General features: G+C 62.0%; 16 protein-coding genes. 13 read left to right on the top strand and 3 right to left on the bottom strand.

The genetic code is table 11. The features are described 5' to 3' along the window. Nucleotides 1–66: 66 nt before the first annotated feature. From GE027_RS13315 to GE027_RS13305, 3 genes are all read right to left on the bottom strand, one after another. Nucleotides 67–1,647, bottom strand: coding sequence for a sulfatase-like hydrolase/transferase (locus GE027_RS13315; protein ID WP_153557690.1), 1,581 nt, complete (start codon nt 1,645–1,647; stop codon nt 67–69). A 201-nt stretch (nt 1,648–1,848) separates the two neighbouring features. After that, nucleotides 1,849–3,282 (bottom strand): hypothetical protein, encoded by a 1,434-nt coding sequence (locus GE027_RS13310; RefSeq protein WP_153557689.1) that lies wholly within the window; start codon nt 3,280–3,282, stop codon nt 1,849–1,851. Then, nucleotides 3,279–4,319 carry an alkaline phosphatase family protein gene (locus tag GE027_RS13305; protein WP_237607522.1) on the bottom strand — a complete coding sequence of 347 codons (1,041 nt, stop codon included), beginning with the start codon at nt 4,317–4,319 and terminating at the stop codon, nt 3,279–3,281. Before GE027_RS13305 ends, GE027_RS13310 begins: the two co-directional genes overlap by 4 nt. 311 nt (nt 4,320–4,630) lie before the next feature. Here GE027_RS13305 and GE027_RS13300 point away from each other — a divergent pair, with 311 nt between their 5' ends. From GE027_RS13300 to GE027_RS13240, 13 genes are all read left to right on the top strand, one after another. Then, entirely contained in the window at nt 4,631–5,227 is a 597-nt protein-coding gene (locus tag GE027_RS13300; protein ID WP_237607521.1) for a superoxide dismutase family protein, read from the top strand. 825 nt (nt 5,228–6,052) lie between these two features. Further along, nucleotides 6,053–6,535 carry a Na+/H+ antiporter subunit E gene (locus tag GE027_RS13295; protein WP_153557687.1) on the top strand — a complete coding sequence of 161 codons (483 nt, stop codon included), beginning with the start codon at nt 6,053–6,055 and terminating at the stop codon, nt 6,533–6,535. A 77-nt stretch (nt 6,536–6,612) separates the two neighbouring features. Then, nucleotides 6,613–6,882 carry a monovalent cation/H+ antiporter complex subunit F gene (locus GE027_RS13290; protein WP_315852915.1) on the top strand — a complete coding sequence of 90 codons (270 nt, stop codon included), beginning with the start codon at nt 6,613–6,615 and terminating at the stop codon, nt 6,880–6,882. Then, nucleotides 6,879–7,250, top strand: coding sequence for a monovalent cation/H(+) antiporter subunit G (mnhG, locus tag GE027_RS13285; RefSeq protein ID WP_153557685.1), 372 nt, complete (start codon nt 6,879–6,881; stop codon nt 7,248–7,250). The genes GE027_RS13290 and mnhG overlap by 4 nt, the downstream gene beginning before the upstream one ends. Beyond that, a complete protein-coding gene (locus GE027_RS13280; RefSeq protein WP_153557684.1) occupies nt 7,247–7,822 on the top strand; it encodes a DUF4040 domain-containing protein in 576 nt (191 codons plus the stop codon). Before mnhG ends, GE027_RS13280 begins: the two co-directional genes overlap by 4 nt. Beyond that, the gene (locus tag GE027_RS13275) at nt 7,819–8,262 is read left to right on the top strand and encodes a Na(+)/H(+) antiporter subunit B (RefSeq protein WP_237607520.1); all 444 of its coding nucleotides are present in this window, start codon (nt 7,819–7,821) and stop codon (nt 8,260–8,262) included. Before GE027_RS13280 ends, GE027_RS13275 begins: the two co-directional genes overlap by 4 nt. Before the next feature lie 9 nt (nt 8,263–8,271). Then, entirely contained in the window at nt 8,272–8,823 is a 552-nt protein-coding gene (locus GE027_RS13270; RefSeq protein WP_153557683.1) for a sodium:proton antiporter, read from the top strand. After that, on the top strand, nt 8,820–10,301 hold the full coding sequence (locus GE027_RS13265; protein WP_237607519.1) for a monovalent cation/H+ antiporter subunit D family protein: 1,482 nt from the start codon (nt 8,820–8,822) through the stop codon (nt 10,299–10,301). Before GE027_RS13270 ends, GE027_RS13265 begins: the two co-directional genes overlap by 4 nt. Then, on the top strand, nt 10,298–11,779 hold the full coding sequence (locus tag GE027_RS13260; protein WP_153557682.1) for a monovalent cation/H+ antiporter subunit D family protein: 1,482 nt from the start codon (nt 10,298–10,300) through the stop codon (nt 11,777–11,779). Before GE027_RS13265 ends, GE027_RS13260 begins: the two co-directional genes overlap by 4 nt. After that, nucleotides 11,776–12,051 carry a hypothetical protein gene (locus tag GE027_RS13255; RefSeq protein WP_237607517.1) on the top strand — a complete coding sequence of 92 codons (276 nt, stop codon included), beginning with the start codon at nt 11,776–11,778 and terminating at the stop codon, nt 12,049–12,051. Before GE027_RS13260 ends, GE027_RS13255 begins: the two co-directional genes overlap by 4 nt. After that, entirely contained in the window at nt 12,041–13,750 is a 1,710-nt protein-coding gene (locus tag GE027_RS13250; protein WP_153557681.1) for a Na(+)/H(+) antiporter subunit D, read from the top strand. The genes GE027_RS13255 and GE027_RS13250 overlap by 11 nt, the downstream gene beginning before the upstream one ends. 42 nt (nt 13,751–13,792) lie before the next feature. Then, complete coding sequence (locus GE027_RS13245) at nt 13,793–14,632, top strand: histidinol-phosphatase HisJ family protein (RefSeq protein WP_237607516.1); 840 nt, start codon at nt 13,793–13,795, stop codon at nt 14,630–14,632. Between the two features lie 141 nt (nt 14,633–14,773). Continuing rightward, nucleotides 14,774–16,498: an AAA family ATPase gene (locus GE027_RS13240; protein WP_153557679.1), complete on the top strand. Its 1,725-nt coding sequence runs from the start codon at nt 14,774–14,776 to the stop codon at nt 16,496–16,498. The last annotated feature ends 136 nt before the right edge of the window (nt 16,499–16,634 follow it).

Here is a 16,634-nt window from a genome sequence, read left to right as displayed (position 1 = left end):
AAATAGTAGCTCGGCTGTCCCAGCCGAGGATTAACCAAGACCCGTTCCAAACTCTGGCGAGTTCGGCTACGGCACTTCGGGGAAGACCGGCGTGGGATCGTCTTGGCTGGCGATCGGGTAGACGGCGTCGTGGGCTTTGAGCGACTTGCTCAAGGCCTGCATCATTCGCCGCAGCACCTCGGGACGCGATTCGGCCAAATTATTCTGTTCGAACGGATCTTCGCTCAGGTGGAACAGTTGGTAATGGCTGCCCGCGGAGACTTCGGGCGTCTGGGAGGGAAAGTAGTGGTAGACCACTTTCCAGTCGCCTTCGCGGTAGGATGTGAAGTAATCGCTGCGGTGAGGAGCGTGCGGGTAGTGCATCAGGAAGCTCTGGTGCCGCGAGTCGTCCGCTTCACCGCTCAGCAACGTGTCCAGCCGTTGGCCGTCGACGATGGGCCGGTCGTCCTCAGCGCCATCTTCTTGTTCGGCACCGGCCAGTGCGACCAGCGTCGGGTACAGGTCTTCGACGCTGGCGATCTGGGACTGGATCGTGCCTTGGGCGATCGGCAGTCGCTGTTGGACCGGGCTGGACGCTTCGGGCCGAGCCCAAGCGGCGATGAACGGCACGCGCATGCCGCCTTCGTAGTGCGAACCCTTCTTGCCGCGCAGCGGTGCGGATGAAGCCACGGCGTGTTGATGGCCCAGCGGTGCGTCGGAGCCGTTGTCGCCCAGGAAGATGACCAGGGTGTTCTCGGCGACGTCCAGTTCATCCAAATGATCCAGCAGGTCGCCCAGCGATTTATCCATGCCTTCGATCAGCGTCGCGAAGGCCTGCGCCTTGGCGGATTTGTCGCTGTCGCGGTAATTCGCGGCAAAGCGTGGATCAGAATGAAAGGGGGCGTGCACGGCGTAGTGGGACATGTGCAGGAAGAACGGCTGGTCGTCCTCGACCGCTTGTTTGACGTGGCGTTTGGCTTCGATCGTCAGGGCTTCGGTCAGGAAGGTTTCGCTGCCGTGATACTTTTCCAGGTCCGGCACCGCATGCCGTGCTTTCTTCCGGCCGTTGCCGTAGTTCTTCGTGCCGTAGTAGCTGGCTGGCGCCCCGAACGACGCTCCGGCGACGTTGATGTCGAAGCCCAGGTTTTCCGGATCCGCCCCTTCGCTTTCTTCGGGACCAAAGTGCGCTTTGCCGACGTGGATCGTGCGGTAGCCGGCCGCGCCGAGCACCCGCGGCAGGGTGACATCGCCGGAATCGAGTCCTTGCCAATCCCAATCCGGTGGGCCCAGCGGACCGCGATTGTCCCGGTAGGGATTGATCCAGTTGGTCGCGCGGTGCCGCGCGGCATTCTGCCCGGTCATGATCGAAATCCGCGTCGGCGAACAGACGCTCATCGCACAAAAGTTGTTGAAGCGGATGCCGCGGTCGGCCAATCGCTGCATGTTGGGCGTGCGGTAGTAATCGTTCAGCGGATAGCGTTTGGCTTCGCCCGCAGCGTCGGTCAGAAAGGCGACCGACGTATCCATCACGCCCATGTCGTCGACCAAAAAGACCATGATGTTGGGCTGGTCGTTGTCGGTCGCGTCGTCGGCCGGTGCGGCCAGCAGGGGCGATTGAAGGGACCCGATCAAGCCGAGAAGAAGCAGGAGGTAACGGAAACGCAACATGGCAAGCTCAGGGGGGAAAGGGTGCGAAGTTGGAAGGCTCTTTCTGAAAACCTGAGCCGAACGCGCCAGCGTCGGGCCCTACCAGCGAGCTGAACCATTCCAGCAATGTCTCTGCAGCGGCTCTTCAGATGTTCATTCCATTCAACCAGGTTTTCAGGCAGAGTCTAGGCGATTGTGTTGGAAACGGTCGAAAGCTGGAGGTCAATGGTCGAGCCGCCAGAGCCAGTACTGTTGTTGCTCGCGGGTACTTTCGTCCATCGACGCTAGGTCAGGCGGTTCGTTCGGGACAGCGTAGGGCGACGAAGCGGAGTGCAGATCGAAACCCCACAGCAGGGCATGGTCTTCGCCGGGGCGGTAGCCGAAGGGTTTCGTCCCCAGTGGCTGCAGCGGCGCGAGGTCCGTGTCCAGCTCGGCCAGTTCGTCCAGCGAGGCGGGCAAGCGGTCGAATTGGTGCTGGTACAGCCGGATGCCGATGGCCGTCTTGGCGATCCGCGTTTCCATTTCGGCACGCACGAAAGCTTGGCCAACAGCTCCCATGGCGGGAACCACTAGGCTGGTCAGGATCGTATCGTAACGGCGGAGCAGTCCGGCTTCATCTTGCTGCTGTTGAAACTCAGCTTCGATCCGCCGGGATTCGGCAATGAAAGTGTCCAGGGATTCGGTGTCGATCGTCTCCATCTGTGCGTACAGCTCCAGAGAGGCCAGTGCATCGATGGGACGGGGGCCCAATGGGCCTATCGGGGACATGTCCTCGTCAAGCTGTCCGGGATTATCAAAAGCCGGTAGCGCCATGGCTCGTTCGCCCTGAATCGCCCAGCGGTAACGGTCGCCTATTGGAGGCAGCTGTTGCAATTGGTCGAGCAGCGTGCGCAACTGGTCGTCGTTTAACCGGTCCAGTTCCAGCGACATCTTCAGCTGACGCAGGGCAACACCCAGCGTGGCCAGGTGCACCAGTTGCGAGATAACCAGCGGCTCCTTTTCCATCGTGCGGGACACACCGATCAGAGCCAGCAGGCTGCGGTAGGCTTGTTCATCGTCACCGCGGCGCACCGCGTCGATGTGTTCCAGGGTCAGGATGCGGGAGACGCCGCGGGTGGCTTGGATGTAGGGCAACAGCGTCGCAAACGAATCGAACTCGGTGTACGTCCAGATCGCACCGGTCTGTTCGGTAACGTCGTGGATGTCTTGCAGCAGTGACTCATGCTGGGCCAGAAAAGCTTCCACGTCCGCCGCGTGCCGCCACGGCTCGCCCGGCACAAACGGTTGCTCGTTTTGGGGAACGCCCAGGACCGGCAAGTGCTTCAGCGGATTGTTGAACTCGGTCGATTCGACGACCTCCAAGATCTGCACCCACGCATCGGACTTGTCCTTGTCCATCATCTGCTCGCGGTAGACTTCGAGCGATTCATCGTCGACCGGCAACTGTTGTTGCCGCAGTTCCGCGATTTTCGTGTCCAACTTTCGCGTGGCGACCGCTTGCCGGCCGAACCACCAGGTGAGCGGCCCAGCGCACAGTAGGACCAGCAAACCCAGGCAGACGACTAGAAGGATGCATCCCGTACGGCTCTTGCGAGGCGGGTCGACCGCCGGAGGCGCAGCGGATGCATCGGAAGGCGGGGGCGCAGAGGTGCTCATCGTCCAGAGGTTTCCTTGGTTGTCCGCAGCCATCCGGCCGCGCTGCCGGCCAGGTGCCAGTCGGGATTGATGTCGATGCCCAGGTGGGTCAGGGCCACCGCGACGATGTCCGTCGTCGCGGTGGGGCGAGCCACATCGGTGCCGCGAGCTGCGGCCGGACCGCTGACGATCATCGGCACGCGGTTGATCTGCGGGTTGTCGCGGCCGCCGCCGTGGCCCAGTCCTTCGCCGCCGTGATCGCTGCTGACGACGACCAGCCAGTCCTCCGAATCGCGGCTGGAACGCTGTTCGATGGCGTCGAGCAATTGGCCGATCAATTCGTCGGTGATTTCGATCTGCCGTGTGTACGGTTTGACCGAGGGGTGAAAGCCGTGGCGATGTCCCGTTTCATCACAGGCGCCATAGTAAACGAAGACAAAGTCGACGGGACGTTCGCGAAGGGTCGCCGCCGCCATGGTGGCCAGCGAGCGGTCCATGCCCACGTACTCGTTGACCGCTTTGTTGGGCGTGGCGATCACATTCAGATCCGCGTCGCGGACCACATGGTCGCCCAGCGGCGTCCAGTCCAAAAAGGAAGCCGTCTGCAGCTCCGGACGCTGTTGTTTGACCAGGGTGAACACGTGAGGGCCGCGTTCGCGGTCACGTCCCTTGAAGGTATTGTCGACCACGCCGTGGCGATCGGCCCAGACGCCCGAGAGAAACGTCGTCCATCCAGGTCCGCTGATCGTGTCGCTCTGACGGACATCTTCGGAGATCACGCTGGTTTGCAGATCGATGATGCCGTCTTCCGCCAGGGCATCCAGGTGGGGCGTGTGCGCGGCTTGGAAGGCATCGACGCGGAATCCGTCGATGCCGATCAGCAGGACTTTCGGAGTGGGCTCGCGGTCGGTCGCCGCGGCGGCGGGCTGCTGGGCCGGTGCCGGCGATGAAGTCAGGCAGAGCGCCAGGCAGGCTGCGGCGAGCAAGCAGCGGATCGAAGAGAGCAACAAGCGGGCGGAAGACACGCCGGGGGTGGAGAAACGCATCGGGACAAGCATGGTGGTACGCGGCGGTTGATGGGAAAGTGGAGGCCGTTCGCCATGGCGGCAACCGGTCCGGTGGCGGGATGCCGTTGGTGGGTCGGTGGCAGGCTATTCTAATCCGGCGGGGGACGGCGGATCTGATTGTAGCGGCCGGCGAGGCGGACGCAGGGTTTTCGAGGGAATTCGAGGGAATTCGAGGGATTGCGGTCTCTTTTTCGTTATTCTTTCACCAGCTTCACACCACCGCTCGTCGCAATCGCGGTACACTATCGTGGCGACGATTGGTTTGTGTGTTTTGGAAAATCACCTCAGGAGAAAAAACTGCTATGACACGAATGTTTACGTCTGTCACGATGATGTTGGCCGCCGCCTGTTTTGTGTGCTCGCCGGTCGCGGCCGATGATCACAAAGACGCCCACGGCGATCACTCCCACGCGCACGCCGAGGTCGAGCTACCCAAATTGGGGATTGCCGTGATCGTGCCGACCAAGGGCAACAAGACCCGCGGTACGCTGCGATTGATGCAGAAAGGCGGAGACCTGCACATCACCGGTAAGGTTCGCAATTTGAGCGAAGGCGAGCACGGTTTCCACGTTCACGAGTTTGGTGACCTGCGCGACATGGCCGAAGGCAAGAGCGCCGGTGGGCATTTCAATCCCAGCGGCACCGACCACGGCAAGCCGGGGCATGGGCACGCCGGCGACTTGGGCAATATCACCGCCGGTGCCAACGGAGTGGCCAATGTGGATCTCACCATCAAGGACACCAAGCTGCACTTCTTCCTCGGACGCTGTTTCGTCGTCCACGCCGACCGTGACGATTTGACCAGCCAACCCAGCGGCAACGCGGGTCCACGCATCGGCCTGGGCCTGATCGGCGTCGGCAACCCCGACTTCAAAGCCGCCGGCAAGAAGAACCGTTAACCAGCGGTTTGATCGGGCCAAGTTAATTGCGGCTGGGGTCAGACCCGGCCGCAACGGCCTCATAGGTGTTGGGGCAGGTCTGCGTGCACTGTCCCCGCGGTCTTTCGGTAGCTAGCAACCCTTGCCAGACGGTTGAGCGTGCCTGGTTCTGGCGGTCTCTTCCGCGGACTTCTTGTCGGAGCCAGTTCTTGTCGGGGCCAGAGGTCTCTAGCCGCTGGAAGCGGCGGCAGCCCCTTGCCGGTGGTGAAACCACCGGTCAGGTCCCTCCACTGATTTGCTAGCCTCGGAGCGGCGACAGCTTCGGCACCAGCCGGTCGGGGACAGTGCTTGCGCGGTCCGCCTGTCGCTCCTCCCGAGCTAGCAACAGAGCCGGGCGGGGACAGTGCTTGCGCGGTACTGCTGTCGCTCCTCCGGAGCTAGCAATTCGCTTCTTGCGGCCTCTGCCGGTGGCTTACCCGCTGGCAGAGGACTGCCCCCGCTCCATGGGGGTGCGGCGGCGTGCACTGTCCCCGGTGCGTATGCTGTCCCTGCTTCATGGGATTGCGGCGGCGTGCACTGTCCCCGCCCGGCCCCTGTCCCCGCCCGGCCCGTTCCGGTCGTGCACTGTCTTCGGTCCTGCACTGTCCCCGGTCGTGCACTGTCCCCGCCCTCGCTCGGGTTTTCGGGGGTGTTCGTGCTAGCAAAGCGGGGCTTTTCGGAAAACGGTCACTAGTTATCGTTTCTGGACGCGGTTGGCACTTCTAGCTTGTTGGCTGGGGCGTTATATTTCTCGCAGCGCCGTGGTCCGGCGCGGTTGCCCAAGCCGATTCGAGAGCCTGCTGGCACGTGAAATACTCGCTCACTCTTGTCGTCACCCTGGTCGCCACGTGGTTGATGTGGTCGGGGCATTTTGAAAACCCGTTTCTGCTGGGATTGGGTTTGTTGTCGTGCGCGTTTTGTTTGGCGGTGACGCTGCGGATGGGCATCGTGGACGAGGAAGGGGCTCCGGCGCAGCTGGGGTTGCGACCGTTCACCTCCTATGCCCCCTGGTTGATCAAGGAGATCGTGGTCTCGAACCTGGCGGTCACGCGGGTCATCCTGGCGCGTCGAATGCCCTTGGAGCGGTCGATGGTCGAGGTGACGCCGAGCCAGAAGACGACGATCGGACGCGTGATCATGGCCAATTCGATCACGCTGACCCCCGGCACCGTCTCGGTGAATATGCACGACGACCAGATCACCGTGCACGCGTTGACGGCGGCCGGTACGGCCCCGGACGCCAACGATGAAATGGACCGCAGGGTTTCTCGATTGGAAGGGGATTCCTGATGGTCGAGGCGGCCCCGATGTTGGTTGCGGCCGCCGAGGCGGTCGCTGCGCTGGGCGGAAGCCGACAAACCGAATGGATGTGTGCCGTTACCGCGATGGCCATCCTGGTAACGATGACCCTGGCTCTGGTGCGAGCGATGCTGGGGCCGACGGTGTTTGACCGCGTGCTGGCTCTGAATATGTTTGGCACCAAAACGGTGCTGTTGATCTGCGTGGTCGATTTTCTGCTGAACCGCAACGATTTTTTGGACCTGGCCCTGCTGTACAGCCTGATGAACTTCATCGGCATGGTGGCGCTGTTGCGGTTTACCGAGTACGGCAGTTTTGGCGGGGACCGCATCCGATGAGCTTGTTCGTCGACATCCTCAGCTGGGCCTTGCTGTTGGCCGGATCGTTTTTCTCGATCGTCGGAGGGATCGGGATCGTTCGTCTGCCGGAGTTTTTCTCGCGGATGCACGGCGGCGGGATCACCGACACGCTGGGAGCGGGATTGATCGTGACGGGATTGATCTTTCAAGCGGGCTGGACGCTGGTGGCGGTCAAGCTGGCCGCGATTCTGTTTTTTCTGATGATCACCAGTCCCAGCAGTTGCCACGCCTTGGCCCGCTCGGCGTTGGCTCACGGGCTGCGGCCGGAGCTGGATCGGCGACCCGATAAGCTGCCCGAGTTGCCGGGCCGGCGGCGTGAAGAACCCGATTCCGGAGCATCGCGATGATCAACGAATTCACCATGATCGACGTCGCGATCTTGACGTTGCTGGCCGCCACGGCGGTCACGGTCGCGCGCATCCGCGACCTTTGGGCGGCGATCATGTTCACGGGCATCTACAGCTTTTTGAGCGCCAGTTGGATGCTCAGCCTGGACGCTCCGGACGTGGCCTTTACCGAGGCGGCCGTCGGAGCGGGGATCGCTACGGTGCTGTTTCTGTGCACGTTGGCGCTGACGGGCAAGAACGAAAAACGTTTTCCTCGCTTCTCGCCGGTGCCCTTTCTGGTGGTCACGATCACCGGCGCGGTCCTGGTCTACGGCACGCTGGACATGCCGCACTTCGGCGATCCCGACGCCCCGGTGCATCAGTACCCCAGTCCGTCCTTCGTCGAGCGTTCCCAGGACGACATGCACGGTTTGCCCAACGTGGTCACCGCCGTGCTGGCCAGCTACCGCGGGTACGACACGATGGGCGAGACGGCCGTGATCTTTACGGCCGGAACCGCGGTGATCTTGATCCTGCGCAAAGAGGAGGATCCCGATGACAAAGCGGACGGATCCGAGGAGGAAGCGGCATGAGCATGAATACGTTTCCGATCATCCGCGTCGTCACCAAGCTGTTGATCCCCTACATCCTGCTGTTCGCGCTGTACGTCCAGTTTCATGGCGATTACGGCCCCGGTGGCGGGTTCCAGGCCGGAGTGATCCTGGCCGCGGCGCTGACGCTGTACGGGTTGGTGTTCGGACTGGAAGCCGCCAAACGCGTGGCGCCGCCGAAATTGATGCAGCGGTTGATGGCTCTGGGCGTCCTGATCTACGCCGGGACCGGCGTGGCAACGATGCTGATGGGCGGTAATTTTCTGGATTACAACCATCTGACCCACGACGTTTGGCCCCAGGTATTGCCCAGCGGCCAACACCTGGGGATCTTTCTGGTGGAACTGGGCGTGGGCGTCACCGTGACGGCGGTGATGACGATGATTTTTTATACGTTCGCAGGCCGGCAACACATCACTTAGGAAACGCCAATGAGCCTGGAACAGTTTCTGGGACTGTATAACTACTGGATCGTCATCTTTTTGATGATGACCGGGTTTTACATTGTGATCTCCCGCGGCAATCTGATCCGGTCGATCATCGGGCTGAACATCTTTCAGACCTCGGTGTTCTTGCTGTACATCACGATGGGCAAGATCAGTGGCGGAACGGCTCCGATCATTCCGCCGGCTCTGGCCGCCGCGCACAGCCCCCACGACGAACACACGCTGGACGCCCACGGCGAACACGCTCTGAACGGGCACAGCGTAGACGAGCCTGGCGCGGCCGCCGGTGAGCCCATCGCAAACGGCGCCGCCGAGCTGGCCGAGCACGTCGAGGAGATCGCCGAGCCGGTGTCGGCGGCGGTGACGATTGCCGACGGTCCGATCTATTCCAATCCCCTGCCCAGCGTGTTGATGTTGACGGCCATCGTGGTGGGGATCGCGACGACGGCCGTTGCCCTGGCGTTGATCGTTCGCATCCGAGAAGACTACGGCACGATCGAAGAAGACGAAATTCTGGCCGTGGATCGAAGGTCGTGATCGCAAGCCAATTACCCGTTCTATTGATCGTCCTGCCGCTGATGACCGCACCGCTGTGCGTGTTACTGGGTGGCCGGCGCCTGGCCTACCTGCTGGCTTTGACCGTTTCGGCCTGCGTGTTTGGCATCTCGCTGGCGTTGATGGCTCGTGTGCTGCAAAGCGGCCCGATCCACTACGACATCGGCGGGTGGCAGCCGCCCTACGGCATCGAGTACGTGGTCGATTACCTGAGCGGCTTTGTGATGCTGTTCGTCTCGGCAATCGCCGCCATCGTGCTGGCCTATGCGCCGCGGACTGTGGAGCTGGAGATCCCGGGATCCAAGCACACGCTGTTCTATGCCAGTTACCTGCTGTGTCTGACCGGGTTGCTGGGGATGTGCATCACGGGCGACCTGTTCAACGTGTTTGTGTTTCTGGAAATCTCCTCGCTGTCCTCCTATGCGATGATCAGTCTGGCGCGGACGCGGCGGGCTCCGCTGGCGGCGCTGCGGTATCTGATTCTGGGAACCGTCGGGGCCACGTTCTTTCTGATCGGGATCGGCTTGGTCTATCAGATGACCGGGACGCTGAACTTGGACGACATCGCCCATCGTTTGCCTCGAGAAGGCGGACCCCGCACGATCCTGGTGGCGTTTGCCTTCATGACGATCGGGTTGTGCATCAAGATGGCGGTGTTTCCGGTGCACAGCTGGTTGCCCAACGCCTACACCTACGCTCCCTCGGCGGTTACCGCGTTCATCGCCGCCACGTCGACCAAGGTTTCGGTCTACATCTTTATCCGGCTGGTGTATGACATTTTTACGCCCGAGTTCGCTTTCGATCTGTTGCCCCTGGACTCGGAGCTGACGACGCTGGCCTTGGTGGGCATCTTCGTCGCATCCACGTCGGCGATCTATCAGAGCGACGTCAAGCGGTTGCTGGCCTATTCCAGCATCGCGCAGATCGGTTACATGTTGCTGGGCATTAGCATGGGGACCCAGGAAGGCCTGACCGCGGGGATCGTCCATATGTTCAACCACGCGTTGATCAAAGGCGGATTGTTCATGGTCGTGGGTTGCTATGCCCTGCAGCTCCGTTCGGTGCAACTGGAAGATTGGCGGGGTGCGGGACGAACGATGCCCTGGACGTCGATGGCCTGGGCGCTGGGCGGGCTGGGATTGATCGGCGTGCCGGTAACGGTCGGTTTTGTCAGCAAGTGGTTGTTGCTGACCACGGCCGTGCAAACCGAACACTGGGCCGTGGCCGTGTTGATGTTGGTCAGTTCGCTGTTGGCGGTTGTGTATATCTGGCGAGTCGTCGAGACGTTGTATTTTCATGAGCCCAGCGGACGAGCGGCCCGAGCCAAGGAGGCACCGCTGAGCATGTTGGTGCCGACCTATGTGGTGATCGCGGCGACGTTGTTGTTCGGCGTCTGGACGACGTACTCGGCTGGCCTGGCCGGACGCGCGGCCGCGGCGCTGTTGGGAGCCGGTTCATGATCGATCCCGATAACCTGATTTGGATCACGATTGGGCTGCCGCTGGTGGCGCTGGCCCTGATTAATTTATTTGGACGCAGCCCCAACCTGCGCGAAGGCTGCACGATCCTCGTATCGAGCGTGTTGTTTGCCGGCACCTGTCTGCTGGCCACGGATGTCTTTGCCGGCGGACGTCCGCAGTGGACCGTGGGCGAAATGGTGCCGGGATTCTCGATCGCCTTTCGCGTCGAACCACTGGGAATGCTGTTCGCACTGGTGGCCTCGGGGTTGTGGATCCTGACCACCCTGTACGCGATCGGCTACATGCGCTCGCACAACGAAGGCCATCAGACGCGGTTCTACAGTTGTTTTGCGGTGGCGATTTTCGCGGCGATGTCGGCGGCGTTTTCGGCCAATCTGTTCACCTTGTTCGTGGCCTATGAGGTGATGACGATCTCGACCTATCCGTTGGTCACGCATCACGGCAATCGGGAGGCCCGCGACGGCGGACGCGTCTATCTGGGGATTCTGCTGTCGACATCGGTCGCCCTGTTCATGATGGCCGTGGCTTGGACGTGGTCGATCGCCGGCACGCTGGATTTCCAGACCGGCGGCATCCTGCGGACCGCTTTCGAGCGAGGCCAGATCAGCGAGACTCAGTTGGGCGTCTTGCTGGGGTTGTTTGCGTTTGGGATCGGCAAAGCGGCGTTGATGCCGTTTCATCGTTGGTTGCCGGCGGCGATGGTCGCGCCGACGCCGGTCAGTGCGCTGTTGCACGCCGTGGCGGTGGTCAAGGTAGGCGTGTTTTCGGTGATGAAGGTCGCGGTGTTCGTGTTCGGCATCGACTTGTTGGCCGAAACCGAAGTCAGCCGGTGGCTGTGTTACGTGGCCGGCGCAACGATCCTGCTGGGGTCGCTGGTCGCGATGACCAAGGACAACCTGAAGGCTCGCTTGGCCTACAGCACGGTCAGCCAGCTTGGGTACATCACCTTGGGGGCGGCACTGGCCACGCCCGACAGCGTGATCGGCGGCGGGATGCACATCGCGATGCATGCGGTGGGCAAGATCACCCTGTTTTTCTGTGCCGGAGCGATCTATGTCGCGACGCATAAAAAGAACATCAGCGAGATGCGGGGGTTGGGCCGCGCGATGCCCTTCACCTTTATCGCGTTTGCGATCGCGGCGATCAGCATCATCGGGCTGCCGCCCGGCGGGGGCGCCTGGAGCAAGTGGTTCCTGGCCGTGGGGACGGTGGAGAATCACCTGTACTGGTTGACCGCCGTGCTGATGATCAGCTCGCTGCTGAACATTGCCTACCTGCTGCCCATTCCAATGCGGGCCTTCCTGTCGCCGGCCGATACGAAACCACCGGCGGGGCTGCGCGAAGCGCCTTGGATGTGCGTGGTGCCGCTGTGCATCACGGCGGTGGGCACGGTCGTGCTGTTCTTTGCGTCGGAATGGATTTACAAAGTTTTGCTCCCCATCACGGCGGGCTCATGAAGACCGATCAAACATCCCACGAGGCGGACGCCGCGCCCAGTTGGTTCGAACGCCCCGAGAACATTCGGCGGATGATTTTGGCCCTGTGTGTCGCTTGTGCGATCGTGGTGCTGGCCGATTTGTTCTACGAAAACCATCACCCTCATTTCGATCTGGAAACCTCGTTCGGATTCCAGGCTTGGTTTGGGTTCGTCGCGTTCGTGGCCGTGGTGGCGCTGGGGACGGCGCTGCGAACGGTGGTTCGCCGCGAGGAGGATTACTATGACCGGTGATCTGTTCATCCCGCCCGGGTTGATCATGATCCTGGGCGCGTGGTTGTTGCCGTTTCTCGGTCGCCGCGTGCAGGCCTGGTCGGTGCTGGTGCTGTCGTCGCTGAGTCTGTTGGCGTTCGGATTGACCGCGGCCGACAGCTACGGTCAGATCGAATGGTTGGGCATCGAGCTGGTCGTCGCTCGCGTCGATTCGCTCAGCCGGATCTTCGGCGTGATTTTTCATCTGGCCGCCATCCTCAGCGCGATCTATGCGCTGCACGTCCGCGATGCGCGCCAGCATGTGGCGGCGCTGGTGTACGCCGGGGCGGCGATCGGAGCCTGCTGTGCCGGCGATCTCGTCACCTTGTTCGTCTACTGGGAACTGACCGCGCTGTCGAGCGTGTTTCTGATCTGGGCCAGCGACAACGAGCGGGCCTACCGCTCGGGCATGCGGTACTTGATCATCCAGGTCGGTTCGGGCGTGTTGCTGTTGTCGGGCATCATCGTGCGCTATGTCGCGACCGGATCGGTGGAGTTCGTTCGGTTCACGCCCGAGGGCGGTGCGATGGACGCGGCCGCGATGTTGATCCTGTTGGCGTTTGGGATCAAGTGTGCGTTTCCGTTGCTGCACAATTGGTTGCAGGACGCGTATCCCGAAGCCACGCCCAGCGGGACGGTGTACCTGAGCGGGTTTACGACAAAGCTGGCCGTGTACGCCTTGGCTCGCGGCTTTCCCGGCACCGAACTGTTGATCTGGGTCGGATGTGCGATGACGTTGTTTCCGATCGTCTACGCGGTGATCGAGAACGACCTTCGCCGCGTGTTGGCCTACAGTCTGAACAACCAACTGGGCTTTATGGTCGTGGGCATCGGGATCGGTACGGAGCTGGCCATCAACGGCACGGCGGCTCACGCCTTTTGTCACATCATCTACAAAGCGTTGTTGTTCATGTCGATGGGGGCCGTGCTGTACCGGGTGGGCACGGTCAAGGCGACGGAGCTGGGCGGGTTGCACAAATCGATGCCGTGGACGACCGGGTTTTGCATGGTCGGCGCCGGAGCGATTTCCGGCTTTCCGCTGCTGAGCGGGTTTGTCAGCAAATCGATGATCCTCTCCGCCGCCGGCGAGCAGCATTTGTTCTGGGTCTGGATCGTGTTACTGATCGCCTCGGCGGGCGTGATGGAACACTCCGGCATCAAGATCCCCTTCTTCGCCTTCTTTGCCCATGACAGCGGCAAACGGCCCAAGGAAGCGCCGCCGCACATGCTGGTGGCGATGGCCCTGGCCGCGGGACTGTGCGTGCTGCTGGGCGTGGCGTATCCGCTGCTGTATCGGTGGTTGCCCTATCCGGCCGACTACCATCCCTATACCGCGGCCCATGTGGTGACGCAGTTGCAGTTGTTGTTGTTTGCGGCGTTGGCGTTTGTGTTTCTGATGAAAACGGGACTGTACCCGGCAGAGCAGCGAGCCACCAACCTGGACACCGATTGGGTGTATCGCCGAGCCTTCCCGATGTTGATTCACGGCGGTTCGGTGGTCTTCGGTGGGCTGGATCGCGGATTGCGACGAGCGGCCCTGGGCAGCCTGCAGGCGTTTTTGCGAGGCGTGCGAACGTTGTTCAGCGAACACGGTCTGTTCGGACGCGCCTGGTCGACCGGCATCATGACCTTTTGGGCCACGATCCTGTTGGCGTTTTGCCTGCTGCTGTACTATCTCTAAGCGTTTTTGTCATCGCCACGTTTATGTCGAAAGGTTGTTTTGTTGACTGCCCCGTTGTTGTATGAATCCCATTCCCACACGCCCCTCTGTAAACACGCCGTCGGTGACCCCGGCCAGTACGCGGCGGTTGCCCAGCAGCGGAACCTGAAAGGGCTGCTGGTCACCTGCCACAACCCGATGCCGGGCGGTTTTTCCCATGCCGTACGGATGCGGGAAGACGAGTTCGAGCAGTACGTCGAGATGGTCCGGCAGGCTCGCGAGCAGTGGGCCGGACGAGTCGACGTGCGGCTGGGCCTGGAGGCCGATTATTTCGAAGGCTACGAAGATTATCTGCAAAAGCAGCTGGAGTCGGCCGAGTTTCATTACGTGCTGGGTTCGGTGCACCCGCAGATTCCAGAGTTTCGCGAGCGTTACTGGCAGGACGACCTGCGCGGCGTCCAGCGAACGTATTTCCAGTTGTTGGCCAAAGCCGCCGAGAGCGGGTTGTTCGATTCGCTGGCCCACCCCGACCTGATCAAAAACTTTACGGCCGAGGTGTGGGACCCGGAGGCGGTGCGCGACGTGATCGCCGCCTCGCTGGACCGGATCGCGGCGACCGGCATCGCGATGGAACTGAACACCTCGGGCCTGAACAAAACCATTTCGGAAATGAATCCGTTTCCGGCGATGTTGGTCGAAATGCGCAAGCGCGATATCCCGGTGACGCTGGGCGCCGACGCGCACCAGCCCGAACGGGTGGCCGACGGGTATGAAGCCGCGTTGGAATTGTTGGCCGAGTGCGGATACAGCGAAGTTAATTTCTTTCTGGACCGCCAGCGACAAAGCGTGTCGATCGAAGCGGCGCTGGAGAGTTTGGTCGCGTTGTCCCACAACGCTGAGTGACGAGGGCGGGCGGTTCACGCTTTGCAATCGACCGTCAAATCGGCGACACTGATAGCTCATCGGGCCGGTCGCGACCGCGCTGACAGGCTCGCCCAGGCCCGCCCTCTTTCCGCTCATCCCACCGCCGCGTTTGTCTTGTTGATGCTGGACGATAACGACCTGACCGCACAGCTGCGACGCGTCCTTCGTGATTGCCGCAAACTGTACGCAAACAGCGCTCGGCAGCTCAGTCGCCGCCATCCGCACCTGCTCGAGGGGCCGCCGCAACGTTTTGTGGAACTGATGGACGACCTGCATCGCGGCCTGATCGTCAAGGTCTACACCACGGTGGTCCGCAGCGATGGGCAGTGGAGCCGGATGGAGAAGTTTGTCGGCAGTTTGCTGATCGAACATCTCTGGGACCAACGCTTGAAAGGAGCGGCTCTGCGCGAGGCGGCCGAGAATCTGCTCGAGCAGGCCGACCATCTGCAGTGGGAAACACTGGTCGGCCCTTTCGTCCGCTTCGAACCGCTGCGCGATTCGATTTCCCATGTCGAGACCGTGGTGATGCGGCTGGCGAATCTGGTGGCCAAGTGCGACGGGCTGACCACGCCGGAAGAAACCCTGACGCTGCACACTCTGCAGCAGGACATCGACCTCGCGCTGCGGGGCAACGTCGCGGCGGACCCGTCGCCGGACGCCGTGACCGCCGGGGCCGGGGCGGGAATGCCGGGCAATTCCTCGGCAGCGGGCACATCCGCGACAGCGGGCAATTCCGCGACAGCGGGTGGGGCTGGCGTCGCGGGCCGTTCGGGCGTTGCTGGTTCGCCCGCGAGCGTGGGCCAAGCCGAATCGTCACCGCTGGCCGAAGTGGTCGAAGCGGAACCGCTGTCGGCCGAACAGCAGCTGCACAACGCCCTCGAAGAACTGGAGCAATTGATCGGGTTGGAGGAAGTCAAAGACCGGGTGCGTTCGCTGTCGAATTATCTGCGTCTGCAGCGCGAGCGCGAGCAGGCCGGGTTTCCGACGATGCCGATCAGCCTGCACATGGCGTTCGTCGGCAATCCCGGCACCGGCAAGACGACCGTCGCCAGAATCGTCGGCCAGGTGCTCGGCGCGATGGGCGTGCTGGAAAGCGGCCACTTGGTGGAAACCGATCGCAGCGGTTTGGTGGCCGAGTACGCCGGGCAGACCAGCGTCAAGACCAACAAACTGTGCGACGCGGCCCGCAACGGCGTGCTGTTCATCGACGAAGCCTACAGCCTGGTCGACGCCTCGGGCGACGATCCGTTTGGACGCGAAGCCCTCCAGACGCTGCTGAAACGTATGGAAGACGATCGCGATTCGTTGGTCGTCATCCTGGCGGGGTATCCCGACGAGATGGACGCGATGATCCGTTCCAATCCCGGGTTGTCCTCGCGGATCAATCATCGGCTGAAATTCGATGACTACGGACCGGCGGATCTGGGCCGCATCTTTGAATGCCTGTGCGAAGCCAACAAGTATCGCTTGCCGGCGTCCAGTCGGTTTCGTCTGCTGGTCGGCCTGGACGAACTGCATCGCGAGCGCGACCGGCACTTTGGCAACGGCCGGCTGGCTCGCAACGCGTTCGAAAACTGTGTCCGGCGGTTGGCCGACCGCATCGCCAGCATCGTTCCGCTGACCCCGCAGCTGCTCTGCGAATTAACTCCGGCCGATATCACCGTGCCGGGACTGAGCGACGAGCGGCTGGAGCAGTTGCAATCCGAATCGCTGACCTTGCGGGTCAGTTGTCCGAAGTGTGGCAAGCGGCTGAAGACCAGCGGCCGATTGCTGGGACGTCTGATCCGCTGTCCCAAGTGCCAGCATCCGTTCCAGTCTCCCTGGGCCGACGTCGAACGAGTCTAGTGGCATAGGCTTCCAGCCTGTGAACCCTCGAACACGATTACGAGTACTGTCGCTGTGCGACTGAGTACGAGCTGGCAGTGGCATAGGCTTCCAGCCTGTGAAACAGAGTCGCTCGGCTGTCCCAGCCGATTGACCT

Source organism: Roseimaritima sediminicola (assembly GCF_009618275.1).
Lineage (GTDB): Bacteria > Planctomycetota > Planctomycetia > Pirellulales > Pirellulaceae > Roseimaritima > Roseimaritima sediminicola.
The sequence above is the reverse complement of the archived record's forward strand: the minus strand, read 5'-3'. Positions and strand labels throughout refer to the sequence as shown.